17 protein-coding genes are annotated in these 15588 nt (G+C 65.7%); 11 read left to right on the plus strand and 6 right to left on the minus strand.

Going from position 1 to position 15588, the window contains the following annotated elements:
- Nucleotides 1-43 precede the first annotated feature (43 nt).
- The 3 genes from ppc to ASD73_RS19825 all read right to left on the minus strand — a co-directional run bounded on the left by ppc (nt 44) and on the right by ASD73_RS19825 (nt 3854).
- Nucleotides 44-2722, minus strand: a complete 2679-nt coding sequence (gene ppc, locus ASD73_RS19815) for a phosphoenolpyruvate carboxylase (RefSeq protein WP_056367542.1) — start codon at nt 2720-2722, stop codon at nt 44-46.
- A 64-nt stretch (nt 2723-2786) separates the two neighbouring features.
- On the minus strand, nt 2787-3212 hold the full coding sequence (locus ASD73_RS19820; protein ID WP_056367543.1) for a YbaY family lipoprotein: 426 nt from the start codon (nt 3210-3212) through the stop codon (nt 2787-2789).
- 75 nt (nt 3213-3287) lie between these two features.
- Nucleotides 3288-3854 (minus strand): HNH endonuclease, encoded by a 567-nt coding sequence (locus ASD73_RS19825; RefSeq protein ID WP_056367545.1) that lies wholly within the window; start codon nt 3852-3854, stop codon nt 3288-3290.
- A gap of 170 nt (nt 3855-4024) precedes the next feature.
- On the opposite strand from ASD73_RS19825, the gene gluQRS reads away from it, so the two are divergent.
- The 9 genes from gluQRS to ASD73_RS19870 all read left to right on the plus strand — a co-directional run bounded on the left by gluQRS (nt 4025) and on the right by ASD73_RS19870 (nt 11414).
- The gene (gene gluQRS, locus ASD73_RS19830) at nt 4025-4876 is read left to right on the plus strand and encodes a tRNA glutamyl-Q(34) synthetase GluQRS (protein WP_056367548.1); all 852 of its coding nucleotides are present in this window, start codon (nt 4025-4027) and stop codon (nt 4874-4876) included.
- A 9-nt stretch (nt 4877-4885) separates the two neighbouring features.
- A complete protein-coding gene (locus ASD73_RS19835; protein ID WP_056367550.1) occupies nt 4886-5110 on the plus strand; it encodes an HIG1 domain-containing protein in 225 nt (74 codons plus the stop codon).
- Nucleotides 5111-5120: 10 nt separating this feature from the next.
- Nucleotides 5121-5702, plus strand: a complete 582-nt coding sequence (locus ASD73_RS19840; RefSeq protein ID WP_056367552.1) for a cob(I)yrinic acid a,c-diamide adenosyltransferase — start codon at nt 5121-5123, stop codon at nt 5700-5702.
- Between the two features lie 185 nt (nt 5703-5887).
- Nucleotides 5888-7153, plus strand: a complete 1266-nt coding sequence (gene egtB / locus ASD73_RS19845; protein ID WP_056367554.1) for an ergothioneine biosynthesis protein EgtB — start codon at nt 5888-5890, stop codon at nt 7151-7153.
- A gap of 2 nt (nt 7154-7155) precedes the next feature.
- Complete coding sequence (gene egtD / locus ASD73_RS19850) at nt 7156-8142, plus strand: L-histidine N(alpha)-methyltransferase (RefSeq protein WP_056367556.1); 987 nt, start codon at nt 7156-7158, stop codon at nt 8140-8142.
- An 82-nt stretch (nt 8143-8224) separates the two neighbouring features.
- On the plus strand, nt 8225-9091 hold the full coding sequence (locus ASD73_RS19855; RefSeq protein ID WP_056367558.1) for a 3-hydroxyacyl-CoA dehydrogenase NAD-binding domain-containing protein: 867 nt from the start codon (nt 8225-8227) through the stop codon (nt 9089-9091).
- Entirely contained in the window at nt 9088-9690 is a 603-nt protein-coding gene (locus ASD73_RS19860; RefSeq protein WP_056367559.1) for a class I SAM-dependent methyltransferase, read from the plus strand. Before ASD73_RS19855 ends, ASD73_RS19860 begins: the two co-directional genes overlap by 4 nt.
- Nucleotides 9691-9754: 64 nt before the next feature.
- Nucleotides 9755-10243 (plus strand): hypothetical protein, encoded by a 489-nt coding sequence (locus tag ASD73_RS19865; RefSeq protein WP_235534623.1) that lies wholly within the window; start codon nt 9755-9757, stop codon nt 10241-10243.
- Between the two features lie 28 nt (nt 10244-10271).
- Nucleotides 10272-11414, plus strand: a complete 1143-nt coding sequence (locus ASD73_RS19870; protein WP_056367564.1) for an epoxide hydrolase family protein — start codon at nt 10272-10274, stop codon at nt 11412-11414.
- Nucleotides 11415-11450: 36 nt separating this feature from the next.
- Here ASD73_RS19870 and ASD73_RS19875 read toward each other — a convergent pair whose 3' ends face one another.
- From ASD73_RS19875 to ASD73_RS19885, 3 genes are all read right to left on the minus strand, one after another.
- Entirely contained in the window at nt 11451-11768 is a 318-nt protein-coding gene (locus ASD73_RS19875) for an MliC family protein (RefSeq protein ID WP_056367566.1), read from the minus strand.
- Nucleotides 11769-11780: 12 nt separating this feature from the next.
- Nucleotides 11781-12407: a beta/gamma crystallin-related protein gene (locus ASD73_RS19880; RefSeq protein ID WP_056367568.1), complete on the minus strand. Its 627-nt coding sequence runs from the start codon at nt 12405-12407 to the stop codon at nt 11781-11783.
- Between the two features lie 126 nt (nt 12408-12533).
- Nucleotides 12534-13889, minus strand: a complete 1356-nt coding sequence (locus tag ASD73_RS19885; RefSeq protein ID WP_056367571.1) for a NupC/NupG family nucleoside CNT transporter — start codon at nt 13887-13889, stop codon at nt 12534-12536.
- Between the two features lie 116 nt (nt 13890-14005).
- Here ASD73_RS19885 and ASD73_RS19890 point away from each other — a divergent pair, with 116 nt between their 5' ends.
- Together ASD73_RS19890 and argB are read left to right on the plus strand one after the other, a co-directional pair.
- Nucleotides 14006-14662 carry a queuosine precursor transporter gene (locus ASD73_RS19890; RefSeq protein ID WP_056367573.1) on the plus strand — a complete coding sequence of 219 codons (657 nt, stop codon included), beginning with the start codon at nt 14006-14008 and terminating at the stop codon, nt 14660-14662.
- The gene (gene argB / locus ASD73_RS19895) at nt 14659-15567 is read left to right on the plus strand and encodes an acetylglutamate kinase (RefSeq protein ID WP_443027988.1); all 909 of its coding nucleotides are present in this window, start codon (nt 14659-14661) and stop codon (nt 15565-15567) included. The genes ASD73_RS19890 and argB overlap by 4 nt, the downstream gene beginning before the upstream one ends.
- Nucleotides 15568-15588 lie beyond the last annotated feature (21 nt).

Genomic DNA, 15588 nt, shown 5'->3' on the forward strand with positions numbered 1-15588 from the left:
CCTTTCCGTCATTGCTTCGCTTCGCTCGCAATGACGAAAAAGCTTACCCGCTATTCCGCAGCGCCGTCGCGATCGCGTTGATCGTCAGCTGGATACCCTCGGCAATCCGCGGGTCGGTCTCCCCGGCGCGGTGGCGCTTCATCAGCTCGATCTGGAGCAGGTTGAGCGGCTCGATATAAGGCAGGCGCAGCCGGATCGACGCCTCGAGCGCCGGATTCTTGTCGAGCAGCCGCGTCTGTCCGGTGATATCGAGCAAGCCGTCATGCGCGCGGTTCCACCCGTCGCGGATGCGCCCAAAGATCGCATCATGCCCGTCGATATCCCCCGCCAGCTCGGCATAGCGCGCCGCGATCCCCATGTCGGATTTCGCGAGAACCATCTCCATATTGCCGAGCAGCGCCGCAAAGAATGGCCAGCCCGCTGCCATGTCGGCCAGCAGCGCCTTGTCCTCGAACGCGGCGAAGCCTTCGCCCGTGCCGTACCAGCCGGGCAGCATCGCGCGCGACTGCGCCCAGCTGAACACCCACGGGATCGCGCGCAGATCCTCGATCGCGCTCGATTTGGTGCGGCTCGACGGCCGCGACCCGATCTTCAGCGTCGCGATCTCGGCGATCGGCGTCATCGCGCGGAAGAAATCCTTGAACGCCGGCGTATCGTAAACGAGCCCGCGATAGGCGGCGAAGGCGCCGGCCGAAAGCTGGTCCATGGCCGCGGTAAAGCGCGCCGCATCCGTCTCGCTCAGCGCCTCGGGCTCGAGGCTCGCGAGCAGGCTCGCCGACACCATCGCCTCGAGGTTCGTCGCCGCACTCGCCGCGGTGCCATATTTCGCCGCGATCACTTCGCCTTGTTCGGTGATGCGGATGCGGCCCTGCACCGTGCCCGCGGGCTGCGCGCGGATCGCGGCGAAGGCGCTGCCGCCGCCGCGCCCGACCGCACCGCCGCGGCCGTGGAACAATTGCATCGACGTGTCGGCCTCCTCGAACACCGGGGTCAGCGCCTGCGACGCCTGATGCAGCCCCCAGGTCGAGGTCAGGTAACCGCCATCCTTGTTCGAATCCGAATAGCCGATCATCACTTCCTGATGCCCGCGCTGCCCGATCTGCGGGCCGATCTCGGGCATCGCGAAATAACGCGCCATGATCGCCGGCGCGCGGTCGAGGTCGGCGATCGTCTCGAACAAGGGCACGACCATCAGGTTCGACTTGCCGGCGTCGCCGCCGCTCCGCCACAGGCCGGCTTCGCGCGCGAGGACATGGACTTCGAGCAGGTCGGATAAGTCCTGCGCCATGCTGATGATCCACTGGCAGATCGCGTCATTGCCCAGCCGCGCGCGCACGTCGGCGGCGGCATGGACGATCGCGAGTTCGCCCGCGGTCTCGTCGCTCCACTGGTGCCACGGCGCGGCGAGCGGCCGGTCGCTTTGCAGCTCTGCCGTGAGCAGCGCGACGCGTTCCTCTTCGTCCAGCGCCAGATAATCGGCGCACACGCCCGATACCGACAGCAGCTCGGCGAGCACGCGTTCGTGCACCGCGCTGTTCTGCCGCATGTCGAGCGTCGCGAGGTGAAATCCGAACACTTCCACGGCGCGGATGAGCCGCCCGAGTGCGCCAATGCCGCCGAACTGCCCCTGGCTGTTCGCCGAAAGGCCGTTGGCGATGGTGACGAGGTCGCGGCGGAGCGACGCCGGGGCGGCATAGGGCGCGCCGTTCAGCGCCGAGGGGCGCGGCGGCGCACGGCCGACGATCTGGGCATAAGTGGCGCAGAGCCGCGCATAGATGCCCGACAAAGCACGGCGATAGGGTTCGTCACGGCGGCTCGGCGCGGCGTCGCCGCTCGCCTCGGCCAGCGCTTCGACCGCCTCGGGAACCACGGCAAGGCTCGCCGACACCGACAGCTCGGCGCCGAGGTGGTGGACCGCGTCGATATAATGCCCGAGCACCGCCGCGGCGTTGCGCGCCGTCGCCATGTGCATCGTCTCGGCGGTGACGAAGGGATTGCCGTCGCGGTCGCCGCCGATCCAGCTGCCGACGCGCAGGAAGCTTGCGGGGCGCTGCCCCAGCTCGGCTTCCCAGCGCGCATAGAGCTTGGGCACGACGGGCAGGAAGACGTCGCGCAAATAGGTGAGTGCATTGTCGATTTCGTCGGCGACGAACAATTTTTCGGTACGCAGCGGGCGGGTTTGCCAAAGGAGAACGATCTGCCGCCGGATCGCATCCTCGACGACGTCGCCCTCGGGCGTCTCGTCGGCGCCTGTATCGCGCAGCAGCATCAGCTCGGCGATGCGGTTCTTGTGGTCGAGCACCGACTTGCGCCGCACCTCGGTTGGGTGCGCGGTCAGCACGGGCGCGACGAGTGAGGCGCTCAGCAGCGCCGCGATCGCATCGCCGTCGATCCCGTCCGCGCGCAGCTTTTCGATCGCCGCCGCGACCGTCGCCTCGGGCTCGGCGGCAACGCCTTGCCGGTCTTCGGCGAGGTTCGCGAGCATCGAAAACAGCATGAAGCCGCGCACGAAGGCGATCGTGTCATCGAGGCTCAGCGCATCGAGCCCCGGGTCGATCGCCTCCGCCCCCGCGATCCCGCGATGGCGGTCGACGCTCGACGAACGGATATATTCGGTCTGGCGAAACAATTTGTCGCCGCCATAAGCGCGAATGACGTCGCCGAGGATCCGCCCCAAATAGCGGATGTCGGGATTTTGCGAGATCTGGATAGGCGGGCCCATGCGCCGGATTGCTGCACCTGCGAAGGCACAGCGTCAAGCGGCGCATAGCTATGCGCCCGGCAATTTAGGGGGTCCGGACCAGCTGGAGTGTGCCCATATCGATCGCCGAACGGCTGTCGAACGTAACAGAGTTGCGCATGTCGGTGATGAACATCAGCTTCCCATCGGGGCCCGTGATCCGCGCCGAAACCGCATAGCTGTTGCGTGGCTCGATCCGCGCCTTGTCGACGGTCAGCGTGAAGGCGAACGGCACCTGCTTGCCGTCGGCCTTGAAAATTTGGCGCGCCAGATTGCGCGCGGGCGCGTCGGCAAGGCTGACGTCGTCGAGGCTCACTTCGATCTGCGCCGTCGGCGGGAGGGCGATGCGTTCGCGATAGGCGATGCTGCCCGTGACGGTCACCGATTGCTCGGCCGGCGCGGGGGTGGTGGCACAGCCGGCGAGCGCGGCCGCGGCAACACCGGCGGCGAGCATATGGGTCAGGCGGACCATGGCATTATCTCCTTCACAGGCGGACCCTTTGACGGCGCCGCGATGAACCGAGCCTGTCCGATGCCCGGGTGGGGGTCAACCCTCCAGCTCGACATCCCAATACAGCCAGTCGATCCAGCTGGTGTGCAGATAGTTCGGCGGGAATGCCCGCCCATTGTCCTGCAGCTGCCAGCTCGTCGGGCGCCAGGGCTGGCGATAGATCGGCATATGCGCCTGTTGCGGAGTGCGGCCGCCCTTCTTGAGGTTGCACGGCGCGCACGCGGTCGCGACATTTTCCCACGTCGTCCGCCCGCCCAGCCGGCGCGGCACGACATGATCGAAGGTCAAATCCTTGCCCGACCCGCAATATTGGCACGAAAACCGGTCGCGCAGGAACAGGTTGAAGCGCGTGAAGGCCGGATGCTGCGACGGCTTCACATATTGGCGGAGCGCAATCACGCTCGGGATCGGCATCGTCTTCGTCGGCGAATGAATCTCGCGTTCGTAATTTTCGACGATGGTGACGCGGTCGAGGAAAACCGCCTTGACCGCCGTCTGCCAGGGCCACAGGCTCAGGGGATAATAGCTGAGCGGCGTATAATCGGCATTCAGGACAAGGGCGGGACAATTATCGGGATGCCGGGCGAGATCGGGATGAAACATGGCTCTAGGACGCTGCCCCCTAAGTTGCGCGGGTTGGCGCGCCACTGCCTTCCCGAAGTGACATACGTATTACATGACGCATCAGAATCTGACGTCAAGGGGGCTTTTGCCGCAAGATATGGAAGGATTCACGGGAAGGCGGCACAGTATATGGAAATTTTACCAGCCCTATGCTGACCCGCTTCGCCCCCAGCCCGACCGGCGAACTCCACCTCGGCCACGCCTATAGCGCGGTGCTCGCGTACAATGCGGCGCGCGATGCGGGCGGAAAGTTCCGGATCCGCATCGACGATATCGACGGCAGCCGCTCGCGCGAGGAGTATGTCGGCGCGTCGCTCGCCGATCTCGCCTGGCTCGGGGTCGACTGGGACGGCGATCCGGTGCGTCAATCGGCGCGGCTCGGCGACTATGCCGCCGCGCTCGATAATTTGCGGGGGCGCGGCCTCGTTTACCCCTGCTTCTGCACCCGCGCCGATATTACCGCCAGCCTGTCGGCACCGCATGGGCCATCGGGGGCGGTCTATCCCGGCACGTGCCGGGGTCTGCCGGATGCGGAGCGCGAACGGCGGATGGCCCACGAGCCGCATTGCTGGCGCCTCGACATGGCGCGTGCCGCCGCCGAGGCGGGCGAGCTTGCATGGGAAGAGGCGGGGCACGGGCCTCGGTCCGCCGATCCGGCGGCGCACGGCGATATCGTCCTCGCGCGCAAGGATGCGCCGGCGAGCTATCATCTCGCGAGCACGCTCGACGACGCTGCGATGGGGGTGACGCATGTCATCCGCGGCGCCGACCTCATCGCCTCGACCGACGTCCACCGGTTGCTCCAGGCGCTGCTCGATCTGCCGACCCCGCTTTATTGCCATCACGCTCTCGTTCGTGGTGCAGACGGCAAAAGGCTCGCGAAACGCGACGCGGCAGCCTCGCTCGCATCGCTCCGCGCGGCCGGGATCGACGGGCGCACGCTCGCCGCCGATTTGGCCGCCGGGCGGCTTCCCGCTGGCTATTCGCTGCAAAATCCCTAGATAGGGAGCATGGAAATCCTGCTCATCCTTGGCGTCGTGATTGCCGCCGGCTTCGTCCTCTTCTCGCTTGCGCGGGGGCTCTTCTATTTCTCGCAAGGCCACCGCGCCCAGATGGACGGCACCGCGCACGAAAATCAGGTGATGCAGAACAAGATGATGATGGCGCGCGTGAAGTGGCAGGCGATCACGATCATCCTGCTTGTGCTGATCGGCCTCTTCGCCGCGGGCAAATAGGCCGACGCGCATGGTCAAGCTCAACAAGATCTACACGCGCACCGGCGACGACGGCACCACGGGGCTCGTCGACGGCTCGCGCATCGCCAAATCGGACGCGCTGATGGCGGCGATCGGTGACGTCGACGAAGCGAACAGCTGGGTCGGCATGGCCGCCGCCGCGCTCGATGCGGACAGCGACGAAGCCGCGATGCTCGCGCGCATCCAGAACGAGATGTTCGACCTCGGCGCCGACCTCGCGACCCCGCCCGACATCCAGTTCGGCTTCGGCCCGCACGAGATGGCGCTGCGTATCGTGCCGAGCCAGATTGCGCGGATCGAGGACGAGATCGACCGCATGAACGACGCGCTGGGTGCGCTCAAAAGCTTCATCCTTCCCGGCGGCACCGAAGCCGCGGCGCGGCTCCACCTCGCCCGCGCGGTGACGCGCCGCGCCGAACGCGCCGCCGTCGCGGCGGGCGCGACGCGCGACCTCAACCCGATCGCGCTCAATTATCTCAACCGCCTGTCGGACCATCTGTTCGTGCTCACGCGGCACATCAACGCCGCGGCGGGCGGCGACATTCTCTGGAAACCCGGCGCGACGCGCTGACCCGCCATTCGTCACCCAGTACTTGATCCGGGGTCCACCGCAACGCCGGGAAAATGGATGCCGGATCGAGTTCGGCATCACGACGAGCGTCGATGTTCCCTAAATGTTCCTAGACATTCCATCGCGGCGTAACCATAATCGGGCACGCAGCGAAACCGAATCGCACCCCCGGGGATTGTCTCACCATGGCCAGCCGCACCGACGCCCAAAATCGTACCGATCCGCTGGAAGAGCTGACGCGGCGCTTCGTCGCGACGCGCCGTCTGTCGCTCTATCTGGTGGTGACGCTCTCCGACGCCGACGCCAGCGCACAGTCGATGCCCGACGCCTCGCCGGCCAAATGGCACCTCGCGCACACGACCTGGTTCTTCGAAACCTTCATCCTGCGCGATCATGTTCCGGGCTATCGTCTCTTTAACGAGCGCTATCCCTTCCTCTTCAACAGCTATTATGAAGCCGAAGGGCCGCGTCACGCGCGCCCGCATCGCGGCCTGCTCACCCGCCCGTCGCTCAACGAGGTCTGTATCTGGCGCGCGCATGTCGATGCCGCGGTCCAGACCGCGCTGCCCGACCTCCCGGCGAGCGCGCTGGCGCTTGTCGACCTCGGCATCCATCACGAGCAGCAGCATCAGGAATTGCTGCTCACCGACCTCAAGCATCTCTTCGCGCAAAATCCGCTCGGACCGGCCGTGTGGGAAACGCGAATCGCGAGTGAAGTTGCGCCGTTTTCTGCGATGAAATGGATCAAGGGCGCCGATGGCGTCGCCGCGGTCGGGCATGACGGCACCAGCTTCGCCTTCGACTGCGAAGGCCCGCGCCACGATGTGCTGCTGACCCCGCACGCGCTCGCCAGCCGCCCGGTGAGCAATGGCGAATGGCAGGAATTCATCGCCGACGGCGGTTATCACACCCCCTCGCTCTGGCTCAGCGACGGCTGGGCATGGGTGCGCGCCGAGGATATCGAGGCGCCGGCCTATTGGCAGGACGGCCAGACCTTCACCCTGTCGGGCTGGCAGGATATCGACCCCGCCGCGCCGGTGACGCACATCAGCTTCTTCGAGGCCGACGCCTTCGCGAGCTGGGCCGGCGCGCGCCTCCCGACCGAGCAGGAATGGGAAGCCGCGGCGGCGGGGCGCGATCCGCATGGCGGCCAGCAGCTCGATACCGGCGGACCGGTGCAGCCCGCTCCCGCCGACGATGACACCGGCTTGCAACAGATGTTCGGCAGCGTGTGGGAATGGACCGGCAGTGCCTACCGCCCCTATCCCGGCTTCCGTGCCGCGCCCGGCGCGGTCGGCGAATATAATGGCAAGTTCATGAGCGGCCAGTTCGTCCTCCGCGGCGGCAGCTGCGCGACCCCGCGCGGCCATCTGCGGCCCTCCTACCGCAATTTCTTCTACCCCCACCAGCGCTGGCAATTCACCGGCGTGCGGCTCGCAAAGGATCTTTGACCATGGGCGTTGTGCGCAATCTTCGGCAAGTTGCGGCCGACGACGCGGGCGTCGATATCGCCTTTCGCGCCGACGTCCACGCCGGCCTCAGCCAGCAGCCGAAGGCGATCCCCGCGCGCTGGTTCTACGACGCGGTGGGATCGGCGCTGTTCGAGGATATCACCGCGCTTCCCGAATATTATCCGACGCGCAGTGAAACCGACATGCTCACCCGCCATGCCGCCGATATCGCCGCTGCGATCGGCTCCGGCCGTGCCGTTGTCGAACTCGGCTCGGGCAGTTCGACGAAGACGCCGCTGTTGCTCGATGCGATCGCACCCGCCGCCTATGTGCCCGTCGATATTTCGGGCGACTTTCTGCGCGGCAGTGCCGAGGCGCTCGCCATACGCTTTCCGGGGCTGCCCATTTATCCGGTGGAGGCTGACTTCACCCAGCGCGTGGTCATGCCCGACGAGATCGCCGACCTGCCCAAGCTCGGCTTTTTTCCGGGCAGCACGATCGGCAACATGGTCGCGCGCACCGCGATCGACCTTTTGCGCAACTGGCGCTGCGCGCTCGGCGAAGCGTCGCTCCTCCTCATCGGTATCGACCGGATCAAGGATGTGGCGACGCTCGAACTCGCCTACGACGATCCGGCCGGCGTGACCGCGGCGTTCAATCTCAACCTGCTCGAGCGGATCAATCGCGAGCTCGGCGGCGACATCCCCATCGAGAATTTCGCCCACCGCGCAGTGTGGGACGATGTCCACGCGCGCATCGAAATGCACCTCGTGGCGGCGTGCGACATGGACTTCACCGTCGACGGACACGACTATGCGATGGCGAAGGGCGAAACCATCCACAGCGAGAACAGCCATAAATATGGCCCGCGCGACGCCAATCTATTGCTCCGCGCGAGCGGCTGGACGCCGATCGTGACATGGGACGACGCCGATCCCGCCTTTGCCCTGATCCTCGCCGAAGCGACCGCTTTTCGTTCGGCCCCCTAATACGCCGGACTCCGCGCGCTCTTGACGCGCGGGACCGAGGCCGTAGGGGCACAGGCACGGTTTTCAGCGAAAAGGGCAGCATATGATCGTTGGCGTTATCGGTGCGGGACAAATGGGTGCGGGCATTGCGCAGGTGTCGGCGGGCGCCGGGCATGATGTGCTGCTCTCCGATATCGACCTCGCACGCGCCGAAGCCGGCAAGGCGGGTATCGCCAAGGCGCTCGGCCGCCTCGTCGCCAAGGAGAAAATGACGCAAGGTGATGCCGACGCGCTGCTGGGACGCATCACACCAGTCGCCGACCACGGCGCCTTTGCCCCCGCCGACCTCGTCATCGAGGCGGCGACCGAGCGCGAGGAGATCAAGCGTGCGATCTTCGCCAGCGTCGGTCCGCATCTGTCGGCGACCGCGATCCTCGCCAGCAACACCAGCTCGATCCCGATCACGCGGCTGGCGCAGGCCGCACCCGACCCGGCGCGCTTCATCGGCGTCCATTTCTTCAATCCGGTCCCGGTGATGGGGCTGATCGAACTGATCCGCGGCCTCGCCACCAGCGACGACACGCTCGGACAAGTCGAGGCCTTTGGCCGCGGGCTCGGCAAGGAGATCGTCCATGCCAATGACGCACCGGGGTTCATCGTCAACCGCGTGCTGATGCCGATGATCAACGAGGCGGTGTTTGCGCTCGGCGAAGGCGTTGCGACGATGCAGGACATCGACGCCGGCTGCCGTCTCGGCCTCAACCATCCGATGGGGCCGATCACGCTCGCCGATTTCATCGGGCTGGACACCTGCCTCGAAATCATCCGTGTGCTCTACAGCGGCACCGGCGATCCCAAATTCCGTCCGGCGCCCTTGCTCGTCCAATATGTCGATGCAGGCTGGGTCGGGAAAAAGGCAGGCCGCGGCTTCTACGACTGGACCGGTGCGGAGCCCGTTCCGACGCGGTGAGCGGATACGACGCCCGGACCCTCGCATTCTATGCCGCGGACGCGCCGGTCTATACGGCGTCGGGCAAGCTCGGCGTGTCGCGCCATCTCGATCGCTTCCTCGACCGACTGCCGGCCGGAGCGGACATACTGGAACTCGGATGCGGCGGCGGGCGCGACGCCGCGCACATGACGGCGCGGGGCTTTACGGTCGATCCGACCGACGGGGTCGCCGAGATCGCGGCGAAAGCGGAAGCGCAACTCGGCCGACCCGTGCGCGTGATGCGCTTCGGCGAGCTCGATGCCGCCGGGCGCTACGACGCTATATGGGCGTCGGCGAGCTTGCTCCACGTACCGCGCTGCGATCTTCCGGACGTTGTTGCTCGCGTCCATCGTGCGCTGAGGCCCGGCGGGCTGCATTTCGCAAGCTACAAGGGCGGCGGCGCGGAAGGACGCGACCGCTTCGGGCGCTATTTCAACTATCTTGCGCGCGCAGAGCTCGAATCCATCTATCACGAAGCCGCCGTCTGGGATCTACTCGATATCTCCGAAGGCGTCGGCGGAGGCTATGACGGTGCGCAGGGGCCGTGGGTTCAAATCACCCTGCGCCGTCCACTATAGGGGCGATGGAGCCGGAAGGCATCCGGTGCGTTGGGTATATATGGAATGCAGGGGATGAATGATCATGCGTAACAAGACCTTATTCGCGCTCGCTACCGTCCTTCTTACCGGGGCCATATCCGTCCAGGCGCAACAGGGTTCGCCCGAAGAATCGACGATCAAGGACACCGCGAATTCGGTGACCGAGCCGTTCGACGGCAAGGAAGTTCCGCCAAAGCTGCTGGCGATTCAGGGCAGCCCCTATTCGCTGGCGGGTCTCGGAAAGTGCGCAGCCATCATCAAGGAAGTAAGCGAACTCAACGATGTTCTGGGTGCCGACGTCAACGAACAGGTCGACAAGGACCGAGCGAAGAAGCGCGAAGAAACCGCGGGCCGTGTCGCCGGTACGGTGGCGGGCGGGATCATCCCGTTTCGCGGGCTGATCGGCGAGGTTACTGGCGCCAATGCCGAGCGGCGGCGTTATGCGATGGCGGTCTATGCCGGGACGGTGCGGCGCGGTTTCCTGAAGGGCGTCGGGCTGGAGCGCGGCTGCAAGGCGCCTGCGCGGCCCTGAAAATATCGGTTAGGGAGGGGCGGGGCAGATGCAGGTCGACAATATTCGCGCCTTCACCGTCGACGTGCCGCAAGCGGCGCTTGACGATCTGAAGGAGCGGCTGGCGCGCACGCGCTGGCCCGAAAAGGAAACGGTGGACGACTGGGATCAGGGCATTCCGCTTGCCTATGCGCAGGAGCTCGCGGCCTATTGGCGCGATGATTATGACTGGCGCGCGGCCGAAGCGCGGCTGAACGCTCTGCCCAATTATCTCGCGACGATCGACGGGCTCGACGTGCATTTCCTGCATATCCGCTCGGTAAATCCCGCCGCGCGGCCGCTGGTCCTGACGCATGGCTGGCCGGGATCGGTACTCGAGTTCCTCGATGTCATCGAGCCGCTTGCGGCCGACTATCACCTCGTGATCCCGTCGCTTCCCGGCTATGGCTTTTCGGGCAAGCCCGCCGAAGCCAAGTGGAGCGTCGAGCAGATCGGCGTGGCGTGGGACGCGCTGATGCGCGCGCTCGGCTATGAACGCTATTTTGCGCAAGGCGGTGATTGGGGCAGCGCGGTAACCTGCGCGATCGGGATGAACCATGCCGATCATTGCGCGGGCATCCACGTCAACATGGTGGTCGGCGCCCCGCCGCCCGACCTGATGACCGACCTCACCGACAGCGAGAAACGCTATCTCGCGCGCTTCGGCTGGTATCAGGCAAAGGACAGCGGCTATTCGACCCAGCAAGCGACGCGACCGCAAACGATCGGTTACGCGCTTACCGATTCCCCGGTGGGGCAAATGGCGTGGATTGTCGAAAAATGCCACGGCTGGACCGATTGCGGGCATCTTCCCGGCGGCCAGTCGGTCGGCGGCCATCCCGAAAACGCGCTATCGAAGGATGCGATGCTCGACACAGTCAGCCTCTACTGGTTGACGGCGAGTGCGGCTTCGTCGGCGCGGCTCTATTGGCACAGCTTTCGCGATTTTTCGGCGGGTGAAATCCTCGTACCGACGGGATGCAGCCTGTTTCCAGGCGAGATCATGCGGCTGTCGCGGCGCTGGGCCGAGCGGCGCTACAAGAATATCGTCTATTGGAACGAACTCGATCGCGGCGGGCATTTCGCTGCGTGGGAACAGCCCGAATTGTTCGTCGGGGAGGTCCGCGCGGCGCTGGCGCAAATGAATCCGTAGGCCGACGGCAGCCGACGGCGCCGGCGGCCGTCGGGGTCACATCGGCGTATAGACGACGCGGCAGCTTTCGGGCGCCGAGCGCAGCGCGGTATTCCACGTCACGTCGTTGCCATTGCGCTGCAGCCGCGCGCCGCTTTTGTTCTCGTAGATCTGGCCGCGGTTCGCCGGCGTCGATTTGAGCACCATCGTCCGACCGCCATTGACCCGGACGATCGCACCATCGCCGACATAGTCGACCTTCAACCGCGTGCCGCCGCTGCAGTCATAGCTTGTCCCGGTGTTGCGCGGCACCGATGAACAGGCCGCGAGCGCAAGGATCGCGGCGCCCGCCGCGACAAGAGCTGTCGTCTTCATATATGTCTCCCCTTAGTAGCCCGAACGGACGCACAGCACGTCGGCGAGGTAGACCCGACCGCTGACCGTTTCCATATGCTCGCGCGCCGACCCGTTCCAGCCGATCGAGCGGCACCAGGTGTCGGCGGTCTGCGCCGCGCAATTGGCGGTCGCCGAACCACGCGCGCAGGCGAGCACGCGATAATTGCGCTCCGCGGGCTGCGTGTGGAATTCGGCAAAATTGCCGCGTGCGACCTGGTCGTTGGCAGGCGGGTTCGGATTCCAGCCTCCGCCTCCGCCTCCGCCTACCGGGCGGATCGACTGGATGGTGAGGCCGCGCAGGACGTTGTTCAGCATCGGCGTGTCACGGTCGACCGTGCGGCAATTGCCGCGATAGCGCGTCTTTTCGCACAGTTCCCAGCGCCCGTTGGGGACACGGATCGAATTGACCGGCCAGGCGAGGCCGAGGTTCGGCTTTTCTTCGCCGATGAACACCGCGGGGCCGCGATAGCCGGCGTCGCGATAGATCGTCGCTTCGGGCGGCCGATCGGGGCGGTAGCGTTCTGTCTCGGCGGTCTGGGCATAGGAGGTGGCGAGGAAACCCGCCCCTATCGACGCCGCGGCCGCGGCAAGGATCGACAAACGATAAGCGGTTTTCATGGCAACCTCCCTATTGGCGAACGTGACCCGGGATTCGGTATACTGCGCGGAATTTACGCGATTAGGCGGCGGCTTGCAAATTTTCCCAACCGGCCGGCGTCAATACTTGCCGTGTGCTGGCTTAAATCAGGGCGCCTTGGCGGGCTCCGCCTCCGGGACCGTCGCCACATCGGGTGTCGGCGCCGCAGCCGGCGCCGTAACAGGCTGAGCTGGCGGGGCGGGAGGGGCGGCCAATGGCGGCGCGACGCCGAGCATCAGCCCCGCGAGCGCCGCCGACATCAGATTCGACAGGCTGCCCGCAAGCAGCGCCTTCAGCCCCAGCTTGGCGATCACCGGGCGCTGGTTCGGGGCGAGCCCGCCGGTCACCGCCATCTGGATCGCGATCGAGCTGAAATTGGCGAAGCCGCAGAGCGCAAAGGTCGCGATCGCGACCGCCGCCGCCGACATGTCGCCCTGCGCGCGGCCCAAATCGATGAAGGCGACGAATTCGTTGAGCACGACCTTGCTGCCGAACAGCCCGCCGACCGTTGCGCTTTCGTCCCACGGCACGCCCATCAGCCACATCACGGGGCGGAAGATGGTACCGATGATCGCCTGGAACGACAGGCCGTCGACGCCGAACCAGCCGCCGATGCCCGCGAGCAGCCCGTTGGCGAGCGCGACGAGCGCCACGAACGCCATCACCATCGCGCCGACCGCGACCGCGAGCCTGACCCCGGTCTGTGCGCCCTGCGCCGCCGCCATGATGATGTTGGCGGGCTTTTCCTCGTCGTGGCTCGCCTCGGGCATCACGACGGGTTCGATGCCGATGTCCTTGGGATCGTCGGGCATCATGATCTTGGCCATCAATATGCCGCCGGGCGCCGACATGAAGCTGGCGGCGAGCAGATAGGGGAGGAGGTGCGGGCCGATCATCCCGGCATAGGCGCCGAGAATGGTGCCCGCGACCCCCGCCATGCCGACCGTCATCACGGTGAACAGCTGCGGCGGGGTCAGTCCGGCGAGATAGGGGCGGATGACGAGCGGCGATTCGGACTGGCCGACGAAGATGTTCGCCGCGGCGCCAAGGCTTTCGACCTTGGTGATGCCGGTGACCTTCTGGATCGCGCCGCCGACCCATTTGATGATCATCTGCATGATGCCAAGATAATAGAGCACCGAGATCAGCGAGGCGAAGAAGATGATCACGGGCAGCGCGCCGATCGCGAACACCGCCTTGCCATAGGGCGCCTGCGTCAGCACGTCGCCGAAGAGGAACCGGGTGCCCTCGTCGGCATAGCTCAAGAGGTTCGACACGCCGTTCGACATCGCCTGGATCACCGCACGGCCCCACGGGGTGCCGATGACGAGCACGGCGAAGCCGGCCTGGAGCAGGAAGGCGGGGATGACGATGCGCATGCGAATCCAGCGGCGGTTCGATGAAAAAAGCACGGCAATCGCAAGCAATGCGACGATGCCGAGCAGACCGATCAGGCGTTCCATGATTTCTGTGCGTCCCCCGCAAATTGATACCCGTGTCTAGCGGGCTTTGGCGGTGGGGCAAGTCCGTGCCGATGCGGCACCTTTCCACCCGCCGCAAAAGCGATTAAGCGGCCTCGATGGAAAATAGCTCCTCACGCCTGATTGCGCCTTCGCTGCTGCTGTTCGCAATCCTGTACGGCGGCATGGTTCCGCTCGGGGGTTTCCTCGGCGCGAAACAGGTCGCGCTTGGCCCGTTGGCGGTCGAGGCGGGGATTTTCCCCTTTCTGACGCTGATCGCGATCTCAAGCGGCATCGCCGAACTGCATGGCCGTGCCATCGCCGACAAGCTGGTTCGGTTCGGTTTCATTCCGCTCATTCTCGCGATCATTCTGACGGTCTTCGTCCTGCAGCTGCCGACCGACGCGGGGATGTATGAGCCTGCCAAGGAAGCCTTTCCGATCATCGTCGGGCAAGGCTGGCGGATGATGGCGGCGGGTATTTTGGCCTATGGCGTGTCGGTCAGCCTCAACGTCTGGATTTTTGCGCGGATGACCGCGAACAACGGCCGGCTGCTGCCGCTGCGCGGCTTCATCGCGGCGGCACTCAGCCAGATCATCGACACGTTGATCTTCATCACCGTCAGCTTCTATGGCGTTCGCCCGATCGCCGATCTGATGGTCGGCCAGATGATCGCCAAGGTCGTGCTGTCGGCGGTGATGGTGCCCTTGCTGGTGATGGCGGTGGTCGCGATCGGCCGCAAGATGGACGCCAAAGCCGAACTGCCGGCAGGATGATGACGATGACCGATCCTTCGAAAATGCCCGACCTGCTCGCCAAGGCAGAAACGCTCGTCGAAGCGCTGCCCTATCTGCAGCGCTATGCCGGCGAGACCTTCGTGATCAAATATGGCGGCCATGCGATGGGCGATCCCGAGGCGCAGCGCGATTTCGCCGAGGATGTCGTCCTGCTGAAAGCGGTCGGGATCAACCCCGTCGTCGTCCATGGCGGCGGGCCGCAGATCGGCGCGATGCTGAAACAGCTCGGGATCGAATCGACCTTCGTCGGCGGGCTGCGCGTCACCGACGCCGCGACCGCCGAGGTTGCCGAAATGGTGCTGGCGGGCAAGATCAACAAGGAAATCGTCAGCTGGATCGCCGCACTCGGCGGGCGTGCGGTCGGTATTTCGGGCAAGGACGCCAATCTTGTACTCGCCGAAAAGGTCACCCGCACCGAGCCCGACCCCAATTCGGGGATCGAGCGCCATGTCGACCTGGGTTTCGTCGGCGAACCCGTCGCGGTCGACCCGACGATCCTCGTCAATCTGACGAAGGATAATTTCATCCCGATCGTCGCCCCGGTTGCGCTCGGCGCCGACGGCGCGACCTATAATATCAACGCCGACACGATGGCGGGCGCGATTGCGGGCGCGCTGGGGGCGAAGCGCTTCTTCCTGCTCACCGACGTTGCCGGGGTGCTCGACAAGTCGGGGGCGCTGCTCACCGACCTCGACCGCCCGGCGATCGACGAACTGAAACAGGACGGGACGATCACCGGCGGCATGATTCCGAAGGTCGAGACGTGCGTCGCCGCGGTCGATGCCGGGGTCGAGGCGGCGGTCATCCTCGACGGGCGCATCCCGCACGCGATGCTGCTCGAAATTTTCACCGCGAGGGGTGCGGGGACGCTCATTCACCGCTAAGAGACGCGGCAAGACCCTTTT

Origin of the sequence: Sphingopyxis sp. Root154 (assembly GCF_001427105.1) — a bacterium.
In the GTDB taxonomy this organism is placed as follows: Bacteria; Pseudomonadota; Alphaproteobacteria; order Sphingomonadales; family Sphingomonadaceae; genus Sphingopyxis.

Excerpts from the sequence above, each read along its gene's own strand:
- ppc (WP_056367542.1), bottom strand. The coding sequence starts at position 2,722 with ATGGGCCCGCCTATCCAGATCTCGCAAAATCCCGACATCCGCTATTTG.
- ASD73_RS19820 (WP_056367543.1), bottom strand. The coding sequence starts at position 3,212 with ATGGTCCGCCTGACCCATATGCTCGCCGCCGGTGTTGCCGCGGCCGCG.
- ASD73_RS19825 (WP_056367545.1), bottom strand. The coding sequence starts at position 3,854 with ATGTTTCATCCCGATCTCGCCCGGCATCCCGATAATTGTCCCGCCCTT.
- gluQRS (WP_056367548.1), top strand. The coding sequence starts at position 4,025 with ATGCTGACCCGCTTCGCCCCCAGCCCGACCGGCGAACTCCACCTCGGC.
- ASD73_RS19835 (WP_056367550.1), top strand. The coding sequence starts at position 4,886 with ATGGAAATCCTGCTCATCCTTGGCGTCGTGATTGCCGCCGGCTTCGTC.
- ASD73_RS19840 (WP_056367552.1), top strand. The coding sequence starts at position 5,121 with ATGGTCAAGCTCAACAAGATCTACACGCGCACCGGCGACGACGGCACC.
- egtB (WP_056367554.1), top strand. The coding sequence starts at position 5,888 with ATGGCCAGCCGCACCGACGCCCAAAATCGTACCGATCCGCTGGAAGAG.
- egtD (WP_056367556.1), top strand. The coding sequence starts at position 7,156 with ATGGGCGTTGTGCGCAATCTTCGGCAAGTTGCGGCCGACGACGCGGGC.
- ASD73_RS19855 (WP_056367558.1), top strand. The coding sequence starts at position 8,225 with ATGATCGTTGGCGTTATCGGTGCGGGACAAATGGGTGCGGGCATTGCG.
- ASD73_RS19865 (WP_235534623.1), top strand. The coding sequence starts at position 9,755 with ATGCGTAACAAGACCTTATTCGCGCTCGCTACCGTCCTTCTTACCGGG.
- ASD73_RS19870 (WP_056367564.1), top strand. The coding sequence starts at position 10,272 with ATGCAGGTCGACAATATTCGCGCCTTCACCGTCGACGTGCCGCAAGCG.
- ASD73_RS19875 (WP_056367566.1), bottom strand. The coding sequence starts at position 11,768 with ATGAAGACGACAGCTCTTGTCGCGGCGGGCGCCGCGATCCTTGCGCTC.
- ASD73_RS19880 (WP_056367568.1), bottom strand. The coding sequence starts at position 12,407 with ATGAAAACCGCTTATCGTTTGTCGATCCTTGCCGCGGCCGCGGCGTCG.
- ASD73_RS19885 (WP_056367571.1), bottom strand. The coding sequence starts at position 13,889 with ATGGAACGCCTGATCGGTCTGCTCGGCATCGTCGCATTGCTTGCGATT.
- ASD73_RS19890 (WP_056367573.1), top strand. The coding sequence starts at position 14,006 with ATGGAAAATAGCTCCTCACGCCTGATTGCGCCTTCGCTGCTGCTGTTC.
- argB (WP_443027988.1), top strand. The coding sequence starts at position 14,659 with ATGATGACGATGACCGATCCTTCGAAAATGCCCGACCTGCTCGCCAAG.